The sequence below is a fragment of the Mycobacterium sp. 236(2023) genome (assembly GCF_029623955.1).
GTDB lineage: Bacteria > Actinomycetota > Actinomycetes > Mycobacteriales > Mycobacteriaceae > Mycobacterium.
In genome coordinates, this window is sequence record NZ_JARSBP010000006.1 from 156,750 (window position 1) to 173,080 (window position 16,331).

Sequence of the window (16,331 nt, forward strand, 5' to 3'; positions counted from 1 at the left end):
CATCACCCACTTAACTACGGCAGTGACGGGACGTCCGCAATCAGTCGCCTGGCGTAGTCGCTCGTGGGAGTCCGGATGACATCGCGGGCAGGTCCGTCCTCGACGATCACACCTTCGTGCAACACCGCCAGGCGGTCGCAGGTGCCCGCGATGGACCCGATGTCGTGGGACACGAACACGATTGCCATGCCATACCGCTCACGCAGCTCGGCGAAGAGTTCAAGCACGACGATCCGGTTCCTGGCGTCGAGCGCGCTGACCGGCTCGTCACACAGGAGCAGCCGCGGCCGCGTGATGAGGGCCCTGGCGATCACGGCGCGCTGCCGCTGCCCCCCGGACAACTCGGCGGGTCGCCGGTCCAGCAGCGCCGTGTCCAACCCGACGTCGCCGAACGCGCGCTCTGCGCTGGTCCGCACCGACTCGTCGAAACCAATCATGTTGCTGCTCAACACCAGAGGTTCGGTGACTGATCGCAGCACACTCCAGTCCGGGTCAAGGCTGGCCAGCGGATCCTGGAACACATACTGGATCGCGCCGCCCGAGCGCAGCCTGCGCAGTCCGCGCCGACGCAAGGCGACGACGTCCGTTCCGTCGAAGTCGATGCGGCCGCTGCGAACCGGGGCGAAACCGAGGACCGCCCGGCACAGCGTGCTCTTGCCCGACCCCGTCTCGCCGATCAGTCCGACGACCTCACCCTGGGCGACGTCGAGGTTGACCCCGTCGAGGATGGTGTCGTCGCCGTAGCCGACACTCAGTGCCGAGATGCTAAGCAGTGGCCTGGGCAGTGACCTGGGCAGTGACGTAGTCACGGGAGTCCTCCGATGCGGTGAAACGCTCGATGCCGAAACGCTTGTGCTCGCTGATGAGCAGGCGGGTGTACTCGTGCTGCGGATCGGCGAGCACCGACGAGGTCGGTCCCGCTTCCACGATGTGACCGTCCCGCATGACGAGTACCGTGTCGCAGACGGACGCCACCACGGCGAGGTCGTGTGAGACGAAGACGATGCCCATCCCGGTGGCGTCCTGTCGCCGCGTCAGCACGTCGAGCACCTGCGCCTGCACGGAAACATCGAGCGCCGTGGTGACTTCGTCGGCGATGAGCAGGGACGGCTCCCCTGACAGCGCGATCGCCAGGACCGACCGCTGCAGCATGCCACCGGACAGCTCGCGCGGCAGCTTCGACTCGACACCCGACTCCGGTCCCAGTCCGAGTTCGGCGAACAGGTCGCTCGCGCGTCGCGCCGCCTCGCGTCGTGACAGCCCGTACCGGACCCGCAGCGACGTCGCGAGTTGCCTGCCCACCGGGACACTCGGGTTCAGGTAGGAGCCGGGGTCCTGGAACACCGCGGAGATCACCCCACCGCGGAGTTGCCGCCACTCACGAAACCCGTAGTCGAGCACGCGGTGGCCGGCCAGCGTGACATCACCGTGGGTGACGCGGAGTTGCTGCGGCAGAATGCCCAGCACCGTCTTGCAGGTCACCGATTTGCCGCTGCCCGACTCGCCGACGATTCCGACCGTCTGACCGGGCGCCACGCCGAATCCGATGCCGGCCACCACGTCCTGGCCGTCGTTGTTCGTGACAGTCAGCCGGTCGACGGTCAGCAGTTGTTCGGTCATGCGCGAACCTTTCCCTTGGCGCGCAACAGGAAAAGCCCACTGGCGACCTCGCCGCGCCGCGAAGGCTGACGGGCGATGTCGGCGAGACTGTTCAGTGCGATGACGGTCGCGGCGATCAGGATCGTGGGCACCAGCGGCGAGTACGGTCGCTGCCCCAGATAGGCGAGGTCGCTGGACACCGCGCCGCCCCACGTGGGCGCGGGTGGCACGATACCGATGCCCAGAAATGTCAGGCTGGACACGATGATCAGGCCCGTCGCGACGGTGTTGGCCGCCGCGATCAACACGGGCGCAATGATCTTCGGGAGGATGTGCGCCCGCACCACATACCAGGTGCTGCCGCCGTAAAGCCGGGCGCTGTGCACGTAGTCGGCCTGCCCGACCGCCAGACACGCGGCACGGGTGACGCGGTAGAACAGCGGCGAGGTCAGAACCCCGACGACGATCATCGCCTGGTGCAGTCCGTTGCCGACGAGTTGCGTGACCGCGACGGCGAACACGAGGAACGGTACGACGATCAAGGTGTCGATGATGCGCAGGCTCAGCCATTCGACCGAGCGGTGCGAGTACACCGACAGCACGGCGGCGGGAACGCCGACGAGGAAGGCCACTCCCGCGACCTCCAGCGCCGAGAACACCGAGAGTCGCGACCCGTAGAGGATGCGGCTCAACACATCCCGGCCCAGATAGTCGGTGCCCAGCAGGTGCTGAGCCGAGGGTCCGGCGAGGATGTGGTCGGTGACGCCCAGCGGATCGTGCGGGGCGATCACGGGTCCGAAGACCGCGAGTGCGAGGACCGCGATGCAGATCCCGATGCTGATCCACCCGAAGATCCCGAGGGTGCGATGAATTCGGCTCACAGCGTCCCCCTGCGGTCCGGGGAGAACCGGTCGAGCACCAGGTTCACGACGGTGTTGAAGATGAGTACCAGCACGATCGACACGATCAGGGCTCCCTGCACGACGGGCAGGTCACCGCCTTGCGCCGCCTTGGCGGTGTAGGCGCCGTAACCCGCCATCGAAAACACCGACTCGGTGATGACCGCACCGCCGAGCAGCGTGGGGAACTTCAGCGCCAGGATGCTCAGCGCCGGACCGACGCCGTTGCGGAACACGTTGCCCACCACAATGCGTGGACGCGAAAACCCCTGCAGGACAGCCCCGATCACGTGGTTGCCGTCGAGCGCGCCGACGAGACCTGCCCGCACCTGCCGGGCCAGGTCCCCGATCGTGTCGAAGCTCAGCGCGACCGCGGGCAGCGTAATGGTCCACAGCCAGAGAGCGGGATCCTCCTCGAGGGGCACGTAACCGCCTGCGGGGAACCACTTCAGGCCGACCGCGAAAACCAGGATGAGCAGCACCCCGATCGCGAAGGCGGGCACCGCGGTGCCGATCGACGCCAGCCAGGTGATCGCCCTGTCGACCGCGCCGCCCTGGCGGAACGCGGCGACGACGCCAAGCCCGACACCACCGGCGACGCCGATCACCAGCGCGAGCAGCGCGACCGACAAACTGATCGGCGCCTTCTGCAACAGCAGATCGGCGACCGGTTCTCCGTTGGACCACGAGTTGCCCAGCTCGCCGCGGAACAGGCCGGCGAGCCAGTCGAGGTACTGCAAGATCAGCGGCCGGTCCAGCCCCCACTCGTGGCTGATTCGCGCCAGGTCCTCGGCGGTGGCCTCGTCGCCGGCGACGAACGCGGCCGGGCTGATCCCGCTGACCACACCCAGGCCGTACGTCACGAGGCTGGCCAGGACGAACACCACGATCGAAATGACCAGCAGGCGAAGCGATCCCCGCAGCCATCGGCTGCGCACACTCACTGGATCGTCACATCTTCCCAGCGGATCTGGCCCTGTCGGGCGTCGAGCTCGGAGACTCCGTCCGCCTTGATGAACGTCCAGGGAACGTCGAACAGGTAGTTGTGCGGCGACTCCTCGGCCGCGATCCGTACCGTCTGTTTGAGGATGGTGTCGTAGTCGGGCGCGTCCAGCGGTGTGCTGCGCAGCGTGTCCAGGGCGGTCTCGAACCTGGGCGTCGCATAGGGCGCACTGAGGTTCATCAGGCCGGCCGGGCCGTAGAAGGACAGCAGCGCCTGGACGGGTGATTCCCGCCCCGTCGAGGTGTTGAGCGCCAGCGACGGCTCGCGCTTGACCAAGACGATCTGGCGGCTCTCCGCCGAGCTGATCACCTTGATGGACACGTCGAAGCCCGCCTTCGTCAGCTGGTCCTGAAGCAGCTCCGGGACACCGGTCTCCGGGTCCTGTGTGTAGAGCTCGACCTTGACGTCGCCCGGGGCGTAGCCGGCGTCGGCCAGGATCTGCAGTGACCGCTGCGGATCGTAGGGCCAATCCTCCAGGAACGTGTTGTCATTCTGCGGGTAGCGCAGTGGGAACGGCTGGTTGGTCACCTGCCCGGTGCCGAGCGTGCTCTTGTCGACGAATTCCTGGCGATTGAACGCATAGCGCAGGGCAGCCACCACGTCGGGGTCGTTGAACGGCGCCTTGTTGTTGTTGACGATGACCCCGTAGACCTGGCCGGTCTCGGTGAATTCGACGGGGAGTCCTTGTGATTCGGCGTTCTTGGCCGCCGCAGGCAAGGCGTAGGCGACGTTGTAGACGCCGGTCTGCACCGAGGCCACCACGGTCGCCTGGTCCGGCTTCTCGTAGATGGTGACCTTGTCGATCTTGATCGCGTCGGCGTTCCAGTAGTCAGGGTTCTTGACCAGCGTGGCGTGGTCGTCGCGGATGAACTCTTCGAGGATGAAGGGCCCCGCGCCAACGGGTTTGGTGTCCAGCGCTGCCGGATCCGCCGTGGCGGCCTGCTTGCTCGCGATGAGGCCGGGTCGGCCCGCCACCAGAAGTGGTACCTGGTAGTCGGTCTGCGCGAGGTTGAATCGCGCCGACAGGTCGTCGACCACGTCGACCGACTGGATCGTCTCGATCAAATCCTTGGAGCGGGAGTTCTCCTGGTTCTTGGCCCGGTCGAAGTGAAACTTGACGGCGTCGGCGTTCACCGGGCTTCCGTCACTGAACGTCAGGTCGGGACGGAGGTGGAACGTCACCTGGGTGCCGTCGTCGTTGTACTCCCAGCTCTCGGCGAGGCCGGGCGTCGGCTTACCGTCCTTGTCGATCTCTGTCAGGCCCTCGTAGGCCAGCGGCAGACCGAAGATGTCCCACCCGATCTGCGACGTGACAGGATCCCAGCTGGTCGGGATGCCGATGGCCCACTTGAGTTCGTTGCTCATGCCCGCGACGGTCCCGCCGCCGCCACCGCAGGCAGCCGCCAGCACGGTGACAGCGGCCAGCACGGCCGCGAGAATCTTGCTGCGCGACATCATCAATCGAACCTCTTGAACGGCACGGTGTCGTCGGCATCGAGCTCGGCGACGAGGCCCAGCTCCCACGACAGGTAACGACGGAATCCGGCCTTGCGACGCTCGGGATCGGATTCGCGCCATCCGGAGGCAACGATGTCGTCGGGCTCGCTCAACCAGGTCTCGGCGCCGGTCTCCACAGGTAGTCCGGCGGCCTTCCACGATGCGGTACCGCCGTCGAGGACCTGAACCGAGCGGTCTGTCGAGCTCGACAGTTCCGCCGCCGCGTAGGCGGCAATGACCGAGTCTTCCGACGTCAGGACGACAGTGCCGTCGCCGGGGATATCTTCTGCCGCAAGTCTCGATCGAATGGCGAAGCGGGCACCGGGAATATGGCCGGCACGGTAGGCGGGACTCAACGACACGTCGATCACGGTGACGTCGTCGAGCTGAGCCTGAAGTGCAGCAGGCTCGACGAGGTCATAGCCTTCCGTGGGTATCTCGAAAAGGCTTGATGCCGGACCGGTTTCGAGCTCGACCCCGTCAAGGGCGTTCTCAAGAACGAAGACCTCGCCCCACCCGATCTGGGTGATCCACGACGCGGCGACCGTCGCGCGCACGGAATCGTTGTCGACGAGGACGATCCGCGCGTTGTGCGTCCCGACATGCCGGAACGTCCACGGGGCGACGTCCCAGCTGGGCGCTGACCGTGATCCGGGAAGGTGCCCGGCTTCGTACTCCCCGGGCGTGCGGACGTCGAGAACGTAGAGCGAGCGCTTGTCGGCTTCGGCGCGGAACGTCGCGAGAGTGTCCTTGTCGATGGTCGAGATCGCGAAACGCTGCGCGAAGGTTGCCGCCGCGGCCTGCGCCGACTCCAGCGCCGAAGCCCCAGGTTCCGGCGCAGCGACCGACTTGCCGTGGACGAGCTCGTGACCCTCGAGCACCCAGGACTGCGTGCCACCCTCCAACGAGACGACCTTGTTCGGTAATCCCGCGTTGATGAGGACCTGGGCACCGAGAATGCTGCGCGTACGGCCCGCGCAGTTCACCACCACCAATGTATCGGGAGACTTCACCACTTCGGCTGCGCGATAGACCAACTCGGCGCCCGGAATCGACGTGCCTCCGGGAAGGCTGTGGTTCTCGAACTCGCCGATCGGCCTGCTGTCAAGCAAGATGATGTCCTCGCCCGCGGCGACCCGGTCGCGGAAGTCGGCAACGCTGATGTGCGGTGTCTCGTAGACGTGCTCGATCCACTCGCCGAACGCCTGTCCGATGACATGATCTCCTCCGGACTGAACCTTGTGCCCCGCGTCCGCCCAGGCGCGCAGGCCACCGTTGAGCAGTCGCACGTCGGTGTAGCCGAGCGCCGACAACTTCGCGGATGCGCGTTCGGCAAGTCCTCCCCCTCCGTCGCCACCGTCGTAGACGATCACGGGAGTCGTGAGGCGCGGAATCCGCGCCCGAACCCGGATCTCCAGGAAGCTCAACGGGATCGACACGGCCAGCAGAATCGAGCCCTCGTTTGCCGTCACGCCGGCTTCGCGGACGTCGACGAGGGCGTATTCCGCGCTGGATCCCACCAGCTCGTGCAGTTCATCGGCAGTGATCGTGGCAGTGGCAACGGACGTCATACCGGGAGAGTCTGGAGTCGACACAAACATCGAACAATCCTCTCGCGCTACGGGAATCGGTCGAGCTGACTTAACTGTCGGCGAGGCCCTGCAAGGTAGCGTCAGGTATCCCACATGAACTGGAGGTGGCTTCGCAGTGTCGCAGGCACAGGCACCGTCGGCACTGACCGTCCGGGGGCTGCGCAAGACGTTCCCGTCCGGTTTCACCGCATTGCACGGGCTTGATCTCGACATCCCCGACGGCGCGTTCTTCGGACTGCTCGGCCCCAACGGCGCCGGGAAGTCGACACTGATCTCGGCGACGTGCAACTTGCTGCGGCCGACCGCCGGTGAGATCAGGGTCTTCGGCCATCCGCACGACTCCCGAACCGCACGGGCGCTCGTGGGCTTGGCCGAGCAGGAGGTCAACCTCGACCGATTCCTGACCAATGTCGAGGTTCTGATCTACCACGCAGGCTATTTCGGGCTGGGCCGTCGCGAAGCCACCCGCCGCGCCCACGATCTGCTCGAGCTCCTGGGCCTCGCCGACAAGGCCAAGCAGCGGCCCCGCGAACTGTCGGGCGGTATGCAGCGACGACTTCTGGTGGCGCGAGCCATGATCAACCGTCCACGTCTGCTCATCCTCGACGAGCCCACTGCGGGCGTCGACGTCGAGCTGCGGTCCGACCTGTGGAGTTACATGCGGGACCTCAACCGGGGTGGCCACACGATCCTGCTCACCACGCACTACCTCGAAGAGGCCGAGGCGCTGTGCGACGAGATCGCGTTGATCCGGGCAGGTCAGGTGATCTCACGCGACAGCGCCGAGGCCCTGCGGATCACCTTCGGCGCCGCCGACCTCGCCGAGGTGTACGCCAGAGCGATGGCGGCCGAGTCGACGGAGGCATCGCGATGAGTGAGAACTGGCTCCGCACAGCACCATTGACACCTTACGACCAGCCCTACGCCTCGCAGCGCCCCGCCTTCACGTGGCTGCTGCAGCGCGAGATCGTCCGCTACATGAAGGTGTGGTACTACACCGTCGCCGGCCAAGTTCTCGCCGCGCTGCTGTTCGTCTTCGTCTTCGGACTCGCGCTGGGTAGCCGCATCGCGCCCGTCGGCGGGGTTCCCTACGACCAATTCATCCTCCCGGGCCTCGTCGTGCTCGCAGTAGTGACCGCCGGCTACATCCAAGGCTCCGCCTCGCTGTTCGAGGCGCGCAAAGACCGATTCATCAATGCCGTGCTGGCCAGCCCGCTGCGCTGGTGGGAGATCAACCTCGCGCTGGTGCTGGGTTCGATCGTGCGCGGCATCCTGATCTCGGCGGCGATCCTGCTGATCGCGATGCCCCTGACCGGTTCCCACATCGCCAGGCCCGGTTACGCATTCGTCGCGTTCGCCGCGGTGCTGATCTTCGCCGCGCAGGCCGGGATGATCGCCGGGATGTACAACCAGACCCAGGAACACGTGGCCGCGATCCAGGTGCTGATCGTGCAGCCGCTGTGCTTCCTCGGCGGGGTCTTCTACTCCGTGCACGACCTCGCGCCTGCCTGGCGAGCGCTGAGCTATCTCAATCCGGTGTTCTACGCGGTCCAGGCGATGCGCAACGGCATGCTCGGCCACGCCGACATCTCGGCGCCGCTCGCCCTGGTCGTGGTGATCGGGGCCGCCGCGGTTGTCGGCGCCTTCCTGGCCCACAAGTTCCGCACGGGCGACCGCCTCAAGCCGTGATCCGTTCTCAGGCGAACGCCGCGCGTGCACCGGCTGCGGTGTACTCCCGCTTGTAGATTCCCCTGTCTTGCAGCAGCGGAACGACATGGTCGACGAAATCTGTCAGCCCGGTCGGTGTGATCGCCGGGTTGATGTTGAAGCCGTCAACCGCGCCCGCGGTGAACCATGCCTCGATCTCGTCGGCGACCCGCTCGGCCGACCCGACGAACCTCAGATGGGCATTGCCGGAGTCGGTGACCCGCAGGATCTCGCGCAGCGACCCGCCCGCGTCGGCATGGCTGCGCACTATCTCGTGGAAGCTCCGCTCACCTGCCAGGCTCTCCACCGCAGGCAGCCGGTCCACCGGGAATGGATCGTCGAGTGAGACTCCCGTCAGGTCGACCCGCAACCGCCCCTCGAGGATGCCGACGGACCGTTCGGGAGGATTTAGGGCGCTGATCTCGTCGTACAGCGCGTGGGCTTCGGCATCAGTACCGGCCACGATCGGGATCAGCCCTGGCAACACTTTGACGGGCGGGCCGGACCGGCCCAGCTGTCGCTGGGTCTGGTGGAGTTCGTCTCGGAACGCCCGCGCTTCGGGGATCGTGCGCTGCGCCGTGTACACGGCATCGGCATAGGCGGCGGCCAAACGCCGGCCCGGTGCTGAGCCACCGGACTGGAACACCAGAGGACGATCCTGCGGTGAGCGGGGCACGTCGAGCGCACCGTGTACTGCAAAGTGCTTGCCGCGGTGGCCGATCGGCCGCACCGCGCCGGGCTTGGCTTGGACACCCGCCGCCTTGTCGATGATCAGCGCGTCGGCATCCCAGCTGTCCCACAGTTGATAGAGCACGTCGAGGAACTCATAAGCCCGCTCGTAGCGCCAATCATGTTCGGGGAGTTCGTCGTAGCCGAAGTTGCGGGCGGCGTCCAGGGACCCGGAAGTGACGAGGTTGACACCCGCGCGCCCGCCGCTGAGGTGATCGAGGGTGACGATCTGGCGCGCGACGTTGAACGGATCGTTGAAGGTCGTCGACAGAGTGGGAATCAATGCGATGTGGGACGTCGAGCCTGCGACCGCCGACAGCAGTGTCACCGGTTCCAGCGGCGAGAAGAGCGTCGTCCAGTCGTTACTTCGGGCAGCGGGGGTGTTCGCGACGAACAGGCCGTCGAACAGTCCGCGCTCCGAGATCTGCGCGTACTCCTGGTAATACGCGAGGTCGAGCGCCCGTTCCGGCGTCGCGTCCGGATGCCGCCATCCGCCCTGGGTGAAGCCGATGGCACGGATGACGGAGTTGAGGATCAGAGTGCGGTCGCTGCCCATCGGATCAGCGTCAGCCACGGTGGTTGCCCGAACAAGGAGGCGCGGCTTAACCGATCGTGTAGCAGGAATGCGTTGTTCCCCCTCCCGCGGCCCGAGACACTCGATGGCGTGACATGCCCATGTTGTTGTGCCCGGCTTCTCCCCCGCCGCTGAGCCTTCCGACAGCCGTGCTCAAGTCACAGATGAGGACCCCATTCCATGACCGTCCACCTCGATCGCCGCGCCTTCCTCGGATTCTCGGCCGCCGTCCTCGGCTCGGGTCTGCTGGTGGCTTGCGGAGCACCCGGCGGCCAGGCACCGAGTACGAGCCCCAGCGGTCCGACTGGCGACCCGGTCCGGGGCGGCACACTGACATTTTCCGACACCGAGGCCGTCGCCTCGTGGCAGGCCCAGAAGCTCAGCACCTACAGCGCCGGTAACCTGACCTTCCACACCAATGTGTTCCTGCTGTATTTCGACCCGTACAAGAAGCAGCTCCAGCCCTGGGTCGCCGAATCGTGGACGAAGAACGACGAGAACACCCGCTTCAGCTTCACGATCCGCAAGGGCATCACGTTCAGCGACGGCACCCCGCTCACCCCGGAGATCGTCGCGCAGAACTACGACCTTTACGGGCGCGGTAACGAGGCACTGCGAATCTCGGTGCACCAGCAGCTCTCTCGCGGATTCGACCACGTCGAGGTGGATGGCGACACCGTCACCGTCGTGCTGAACAAGCCCAACCAGCAGTTCCTCATCGACACGACGCGGCTGAACTCCCCGATCCTCGGCGCCAAGACCCTCGCCCTTGACCTCGAAGAGGCCGGGCGCCCCGAGAATCACGTCGGCGCAGGGCCGTTCGTTTTCAAGTCGCAGGTCCCCAACCAATCCGCAGTGCTCGTGCGACGGCCGGGCTATCAGTGGGCACCCGCCGGCTCCCCGAACCAGGGTGAGGCCTATCTCGACGAGATCGTCTGGAAGGTTCTTCCCGAAAGCGGGCTTCGGACAGGCGCTCTGACGTCCAATCAGGTCGACGTCGCGCGCGGAATCCAGCCCTCCGACGAGTCCGTCATCCAGGCCTCCGGCTACCAGCTGCTGCTGTACCGTCCCCCGCTGGGCACCTCGAACTACGCGGGCCTGCGCGTCGACAACGAGTTCACCAAAGATCCGCTGGTGCGCCAGGCCCTGGTACTGGGCATCGACCGCGACGGCCTGTCCCGCGACGCACTGAGTCCGAGCTACCCGCCGCCGATCTCCATCCTCAACGTCAACAACGCCAACGCCGTCGACCTGGCGGGCGAGTTCGCCTACAACCCGGACAAGGCCCGCGATCTTCTCTCTCAAGCGGGCTGGGCGCAAGGGTCCGACGGTATCCGCACCAAGGGCGGCACTGCGCTTCACCTGACGGTTCCGCAGAGCGCCCAGCAGGTCGCGCTCGGTCCGGCCTGGGAGTACATCGCCCAGCGGTGGCGCAAGGAACTCGGCGTCGTGCTCGATGTGCGCAACGATCCGTCGTTCGCCGCAGCGGCCAACAAGGACGTCACCGTGCCGCTGGTGGTGAGCCGGACGTCGATCATCTCGCTCGGCCAGAGCTTCGGCGGGCCAGGTAACACCGCGCTTCTCGGCTCACCGCCCGAACTCGCGGCACTTTACGATCGCGAACTGGAGGCCAAGGACGACGCCGAGTTCAAGAACGTTCAGATCGAGCAGCAGAAGGCGTTGATCAAGGGTTCCTACGTGATCGCGTACTTCGAGGAAGCGCAGACGTTCGGGGCGTCGCCCAACGTCCACGTGACGTTCCAGACTCAGACGTATCCGGATTTCTACAACGCGTGGAAGAAGCCGTGACGGCGCTGACCACAACACCGCGAGGCGGCGGGCCCACCAGTAGCTGGGCCAGCCCCCGCACCCGGCAACTCCTGCGCTACGTCGGCGGCCGAGTCTTCCAGGCGCTCGTCGTGTTGTGGCTGGCGTACACGCTGACGTTCATCGCGATCACGCTGCTGCCGTCGAACCCGATCGACATGTTCGCCGCCGACGACACCGGTGTCATCGATCCGACGACGGTCGAGCAGATGAAGCTGTACTACGGCTACAACCACGGCGTCGTGGAGCGGTACTTCATCGAACTCGGACAGGTCGTGCGCGGAGGCCTCGGGTACTCCATGAGCACCGGTCAGACAGTCACTCATGCCATCTCCGACGCAGTCGGACCGACTCTGCGCCTGGCAGGCACCGCATTCATCGTCGCGATCCTGATCGCTGCGGCCATCGTCGCGACCGCCACGCTGGGCCGGTGGCGCTGGGTGCGGGCCTCGGTGGTGACCCTGCCACCGCTTTTCTCTGCCGCTCCGGTGTTCTGGGTCGGCATCGTCGTGCTCAATCTGCTGTCGTTCCAGCTCGGCTGGATCTCCGCGTTTCCGGACGGTTCGTTCGCCTCGATTCTGGTGCCGTCTCTCGTTCTCGGCCTACCGATGTCGGCGGCGATCGCCCAGGTGCTCCTCAAGAGCGTCGACACCGTCCTCGCCAGTGATTTCGTCGACGTCGTCCGTGCGAAGGGAGCCGGCAAGCACTGGGTGTTCTGGCGGCATGTGGTGCGCAACGCCGCCGGCCCTGGCCTCACCGTGGCGGGCACCGTCCTGGGCAAGCTGGTCGGTGGGACGGTGGTGACGGAGACGGTTTTCGCGCGGGCGGGTATCGGCCGGGTGCTGCAGACCGCAGTGTCACAGCAAGATGTGTCGCTGGTCCAGGGATTCATCCTCATCATCGCCGGGGTGTACGTGGTCGTGAACCTGCTGATCGACCTGCTCTACCCCGTGTTGGATCGGCGCATCCTGCTGACGGCGGGAGGGCCGCAGGGATGACGATCACACCTGAGCTGCACACTCCTGTTCCGGCGCCGGAGCCGCCGAGACTGCGCCACCGTCGAAAGAGTCTGCGGCCCAGCGATATCGCCACGCTCGTCGCCGCGGTAGTGCTGCTCACCGTCATCGCGTGGACGCTGACGCCCGGCTGGTTCACCAGCCACGATCCTCTCATCGGTGACGGGGCGCTGAAGTTCCTGCCGCCCAGTGCCGAGCATTGGTTCGGCACTGACCGGGCCGGCCGCGACACCTTCGCCAGGGTGGTGCACGGCACCCGTAACACCGTGTACGGAGCCGTGATCGGCACTTCGATCGGCCTCGTCGTCGGGACTGTCCTCGGTGTGGCGGCCGGGGTACTGCGCGGCGCCGTCGACGCGGTGATCATGCGGGTGGTCGACGTGCTGCTCGCGGTCCCCGGTTTCCTGCTGGCGCTGTGCGTGGTCGCCGCATTCGGGCCGGGCACCGTCAACGTCGCCATCGGTGTCGGCATCGCCGCCGTCGCACCGTTCGCCCGGGTGGCGCGCAGCGAAGCACTGCGAGTAGTCCAACTCGAATACATCGATGCGGCACGAATTTCCGGCGCAGGCTCCTCGGCGATTCTGTTCCGTCACGTGTTGCCGAACTCCTCCGGCCCGATCGTCGCGCTCATCCCCACCGAACTCGGCGAAACCATCCTGACGATCGCCGGTCTGGGTTTCCTCGGTTACGGGGCACCGCCGCCGACGCCGGAATGGGGCACGCTGCTGTCCGAGGGTCGTGACTACCTCGCCAACGCCTGGTGGCTGACCACATTGCCCGGCTTCGTCGTGCTCATCGCCGTGCTCGCAGTGTCGCGTGCCGGCCGAATACTGCAGCGCCGCTTTCGGATCTGATCAAGGAGCCTCTCCATGACCACCACCCTGCCCGCCGACGACACCAGCGTGGCCGCCCTGCCCGACAGCGATGCCGTCCTCGAGATCCAGAACCTGACCATCTCCTACCGCGGTGCCGCCCAACCCGCGGTCCGCGGGGCCAACCTGACGATCAGGGCGGGTGAGGTCGTTGCCGTCATCGGTGAATCCGGCTCGGGGAAGACCACTCTGAGCAGGGCCGCCATCGGCCTGCTGCCGCCGGGGGCGACGATCGAGAACGGGTCGATCCGGGTGGCGGGGCGCGAGATCACCGGGCTGCCCGAACGTCACCTCGTCACACTGCGCGGCAAGATCGTCGCCCTCGTCCCGCAGGACCCTGCGACGTCACTGGACCCGGTGCAGCCGATCGGCCGCCAGATCACCGAGGTTTTCCGTCTGCACGGCGACGGTAACACGCTGTCCCGCAGCGATCTTCGTGACAAGGTCATCGAACTGCTCGATCTCGTCGGGATCGATCACCCCGAGGCAAGACTGCGGCAGTACCCGCACGAACTTTCGGGCGGAATGAAGCAACGCGTGCTCATCGCCATGGCATTCGGGCTTCGTCCTGCGCTGCTGATCGCCGACGAGCCGACCTCGGCGCTGGACGTCACCGTGCAAAAGCAGGTCCTCGAAGTGTTCGACAAGCTCACCGCGCAGACCAAGGTGGCGGTGCTGTTCGTGACGCACAACCTCGCGGTGGCCTCCGACCACGCCACCAGGGCGATCGTCATGCGCAACGGTGAGGTTCTCGACAGCGGCCCCGTCGATGAGTTGGTGTTCTCCCCCGAACACGAGTACACCCGTCAGCTCATCACGAGCGCCTTCGGTCTCGGTGACAGGGTCCGCCCGCGTGACCAGAATCCCAACGCCTCAGGCGATCCCGTCCTCGCGGTCAGCGGTCTGACCAAGATCTTCACGCACGGCCCCAACCGTCACTTCACAGCCGTCGACGACGTGTCCTTCGAGCTCTCACCCAACACGACGTTCGCGCTGGTCGGCGAGTCCGGATCGGGCAAGTCCACGACGGCGCGGCTGATCCTCGGGCTCACACAGCCCGATGCCGGCGAGGTCCACATCGACGGCCAGGAGGTGAGCCGTCTGCCCAGACGATCGCGCCGCGACGTGTGGCGCAAGGTCCAACTGGTGCAACAGAACCCGCAGGTCGCCCTCGATCCACGGTTGACCGTCGAGCAGATCGTGGACGAACCGCTGCGCTCCTACAGGCTCGGCGACCGGGCCGAACGGCGCCGCCGGGTCGCCGAGTTGCTCGACCAGGTCGGGCTGGCGGGCAGCTACGCCGCTCGTAAACCGCGCGAGCTTTCCGGCGGTCAGCAGCAACGCGTCGCGATCGCGAGGGCACTCGCGCCCCGGTCCCCCATTGTCGTGCTCGACGAGGCGCTGTCGGCACTCGACGTCGTGACGCAGGGCAGAATCCTCGATCTCCTCGACGACGTTCAGCGTGAGCTCCGGCTCACCTACCTGTTCATCTCCCACGACCTCGACCTCGTCAGCTCGATCTCCGATCATGTCGCCGTCATGCGCCGCGGCCAGGTCGTCGAAACCGGGCCGACCGCAACGATCTTCGCCGAACCCGGCCAGGACTACACCCGCGCCCTCCTCGACGCCACCCCCGGGCGGCGTCTACGCGACCAACTCGGCCGCGTGAGCGCCTGAAAGGTATTGACATGACACGACGCCTGTTTCTCAGCGCGGCCATCAACAGCACCGGTTCGGCGGGACGGTCATTCGCGGCGCCAGGGACCAATTGGGGGCGGTTCGCCGACTGGAACCACTACCTGACGTCCGCACGGTTGGCCCGCGAAGGCATTTTCGATATCGTCTTCGTCTCCGATCATCCAGCGTTGCAGCGGGACAACAGGTCGCGTCCGCTACACAGCTTCGATCCGACGGTGCTGTTCGCGTCAGTGGCCGCCGCGGTCCCCGACATCGGGTTCTTCCTCACCGCATCGTCGTCGTACAACTCGCCCTACAACCTCGCCCGCCGGCTGGCCACTCTCGATCACATCTCCGGTGGCCGGGTGATCTGGAACGTCGTGTCCAGCTTCAATCCCGACATCGCCGCCAACTTCTCGGCAGCCCCACTGCCGCAGAGGGCCGACCGATACCGTCGCGCCGACGAGTTCCTCGATGTCGTCAAGAAGCTGTGGCTGAGCTGGGATACCCCCGAAGGCCCCACACCCGCGGACACGCTGTGGGACCTCGACACTGCCCGGCCGATTCACCACCACGGCGAATTCTTCGACGTCGCAGGTCCATTGAATGTTCCGATCGGGCCGCAGGGCCACCCGGTGATCGCTCAGGCCGGCGCCTCGCAGGCGGGCATCGATCTGGCGGCCAAGCATGCCGACATCGTGTACGCCTCGCTACTGCATCCCCAGGCGGCCTTCGACTACCGCGCGCAGCTTGCCGACGCCGCGGCCCGTCACGGTCGCCCCGCCGACGACATCCGGCTGATGCCCGGTCTGACCGTGATCCTCGGCGAAACCCGCGAGGCGGCCTACCGCAAGCACGAGGCGCTGCACGGACATCGCGGAGAGGACGGCCTGATCGCCGACTTCCTCAAGCGGACAGCAGTTCTGGATCTGAGCACCGATCTCGATCCGGACAAGCCGCTGAGCCCCGAACTGTTCACTTACACCGAAGACCAGTTCCGCCCCGTCGGCTTCGTCCGCACTTTCGCCGAACTGACCACGTTGGAGACCATCACTCCGCGGCAGCTGGTACGCCGGGTCGAGGGCGGGCACCGACTTGCGATCGGCACGGCGCGCGACGTGGCCGACGACATCCTGCGGTGGTGGCGCGACGGAGCGGTGGACGGCTTCAACATCCACATCCCGGTCCTTCCCGACGGTATCGCCGAGTTCAACCGCGAGGTGATTCCGCTTCTGCAGGCCGAAGGCGCATTCCCGACCGCCTACGACGGCACCACGATCCGCGAGCGCCTCGGACTTCGGGACCCGCGCCACGTGCCCGCCATCGCGAACTGAAAGGG

General features: G+C 66.4%; 14 protein-coding genes. 7 read left to right on the forward strand and 7 right to left on the reverse strand.

The window, feature by feature from the left end; all coding sequences use genetic code 11:
• Window positions 1-14: 14 nt before the first annotated feature.
• Genes P9A17_RS23710 through P9A17_RS23735 form a run of 6 tightly spaced genes read right to left on the reverse strand, consistent with a single transcriptional unit; the run spans window position 15 to window position 6,569 of the window.
• Complete coding sequence (locus P9A17_RS23710; RefSeq protein WP_278041195.1) at window positions 15-809, reverse strand: dipeptide/oligopeptide/nickel ABC transporter ATP-binding protein; 795 nt, start codon at window positions 807-809, stop codon at window positions 15-17.
• Window positions 766-1,620 (reverse strand): ABC transporter ATP-binding protein, encoded by an 855-nt coding sequence (locus P9A17_RS23715; protein WP_278041196.1) that lies wholly within the window; start codon window positions 1,618-1,620, stop codon window positions 766-768. The genes P9A17_RS23710 and P9A17_RS23715 overlap by 44 nt, the downstream gene beginning before the upstream one ends.
• A complete protein-coding gene (locus P9A17_RS23720; RefSeq protein WP_278041197.1) occupies window positions 1,617-2,480 on the reverse strand; it encodes an ABC transporter permease in 864 nt (287 codons plus the stop codon). The genes P9A17_RS23715 and P9A17_RS23720 overlap by 4 nt, the downstream gene beginning before the upstream one ends.
• Entirely contained in the window at window positions 2,477-3,442 is a 966-nt protein-coding gene (locus P9A17_RS23725; protein ID WP_278041198.1) for an ABC transporter permease, read from the reverse strand. Before P9A17_RS23725 ends, P9A17_RS23720 begins: the two co-directional genes overlap by 4 nt.
• On the reverse strand, window positions 3,439-4,959 hold the full coding sequence (locus P9A17_RS23730) for an ABC transporter substrate-binding protein (protein WP_278041199.1): 1,521 nt from the start codon (window positions 4,957-4,959) through the stop codon (window positions 3,439-3,441). Before P9A17_RS23730 ends, P9A17_RS23725 begins: the two co-directional genes overlap by 4 nt.
• On the reverse strand, window positions 4,959-6,569 hold the full coding sequence (locus P9A17_RS23735) for a rhodanese-like domain-containing protein (protein ID WP_278041200.1): 1,611 nt from the start codon (window positions 6,567-6,569) through the stop codon (window positions 4,959-4,961). Before P9A17_RS23735 ends, P9A17_RS23730 begins: the two co-directional genes overlap by 1 nt.
• Window positions 6,570-6,705: 136 nt before the next feature.
• On the opposite strand from P9A17_RS23735, the gene P9A17_RS23740 reads away from it, so the two are divergent.
• Window positions 6,706-7,464, forward strand: coding sequence for an ABC transporter ATP-binding protein (locus tag P9A17_RS23740; protein WP_278041201.1), 759 nt, complete (start codon window positions 6,706-6,708; stop codon window positions 7,462-7,464).
• Window positions 7,461-8,279 (forward strand): ABC transporter permease, encoded by an 819-nt coding sequence (locus P9A17_RS23745; RefSeq protein ID WP_278041202.1) that lies wholly within the window; start codon window positions 7,461-7,463, stop codon window positions 8,277-8,279. Before P9A17_RS23740 ends, P9A17_RS23745 begins: the two co-directional genes overlap by 4 nt.
• Window positions 8,280-8,286: 7 nt before the next feature.
• Here P9A17_RS23745 and P9A17_RS23750 read toward each other — a convergent pair whose 3' ends face one another.
• Window positions 8,287-9,600: an NtaA/DmoA family FMN-dependent monooxygenase gene (locus P9A17_RS23750; RefSeq protein ID WP_278041203.1), complete on the reverse strand. Its 1,314-nt coding sequence runs from the start codon at window positions 9,598-9,600 to the stop codon at window positions 8,287-8,289.
• Window positions 9,601-9,780: 180 nt separating this feature from the next.
• Here P9A17_RS23750 and P9A17_RS23755 point away from each other — a divergent pair, with 180 nt between their 5' ends.
• Genes P9A17_RS23755 through P9A17_RS23775 form a run of 5 tightly spaced genes read left to right on the forward strand, consistent with a single transcriptional unit; the run spans window position 9,781 to window position 16,326 of the window.
• Window positions 9,781-11,409 (forward strand): ABC transporter substrate-binding protein, encoded by a 1,629-nt coding sequence (locus P9A17_RS23755; RefSeq protein WP_278041204.1) that lies wholly within the window; start codon window positions 9,781-9,783, stop codon window positions 11,407-11,409.
• Window positions 11,406-12,425, forward strand: a complete 1,020-nt coding sequence (locus P9A17_RS23760) for an ABC transporter permease (RefSeq protein WP_278041205.1) — start codon at window positions 11,406-11,408, stop codon at window positions 12,423-12,425. Before P9A17_RS23755 ends, P9A17_RS23760 begins: the two co-directional genes overlap by 4 nt.
• Window positions 12,422-13,297, forward strand: coding sequence for an ABC transporter permease (locus tag P9A17_RS23765; protein ID WP_278041206.1), 876 nt, complete (start codon window positions 12,422-12,424; stop codon window positions 13,295-13,297). The genes P9A17_RS23760 and P9A17_RS23765 overlap by 4 nt, the downstream gene beginning before the upstream one ends.
• Before the next feature lie 15 nt (window positions 13,298-13,312).
• Window positions 13,313-14,992 carry an ABC transporter ATP-binding protein gene (locus P9A17_RS23770; RefSeq protein WP_278041207.1) on the forward strand — a complete coding sequence of 560 codons (1,680 nt, stop codon included), beginning with the start codon at window positions 13,313-13,315 and terminating at the stop codon, window positions 14,990-14,992.
• An 11-nt stretch (window positions 14,993-15,003) separates the two neighbouring features.
• Window positions 15,004-16,326 carry an NtaA/DmoA family FMN-dependent monooxygenase gene (locus P9A17_RS23775; protein ID WP_278041208.1) on the forward strand — a complete coding sequence of 441 codons (1,323 nt, stop codon included), beginning with the start codon at window positions 15,004-15,006 and terminating at the stop codon, window positions 16,324-16,326.
• The last annotated feature ends 5 nt before the right edge of the window (window positions 16,327-16,331 follow it).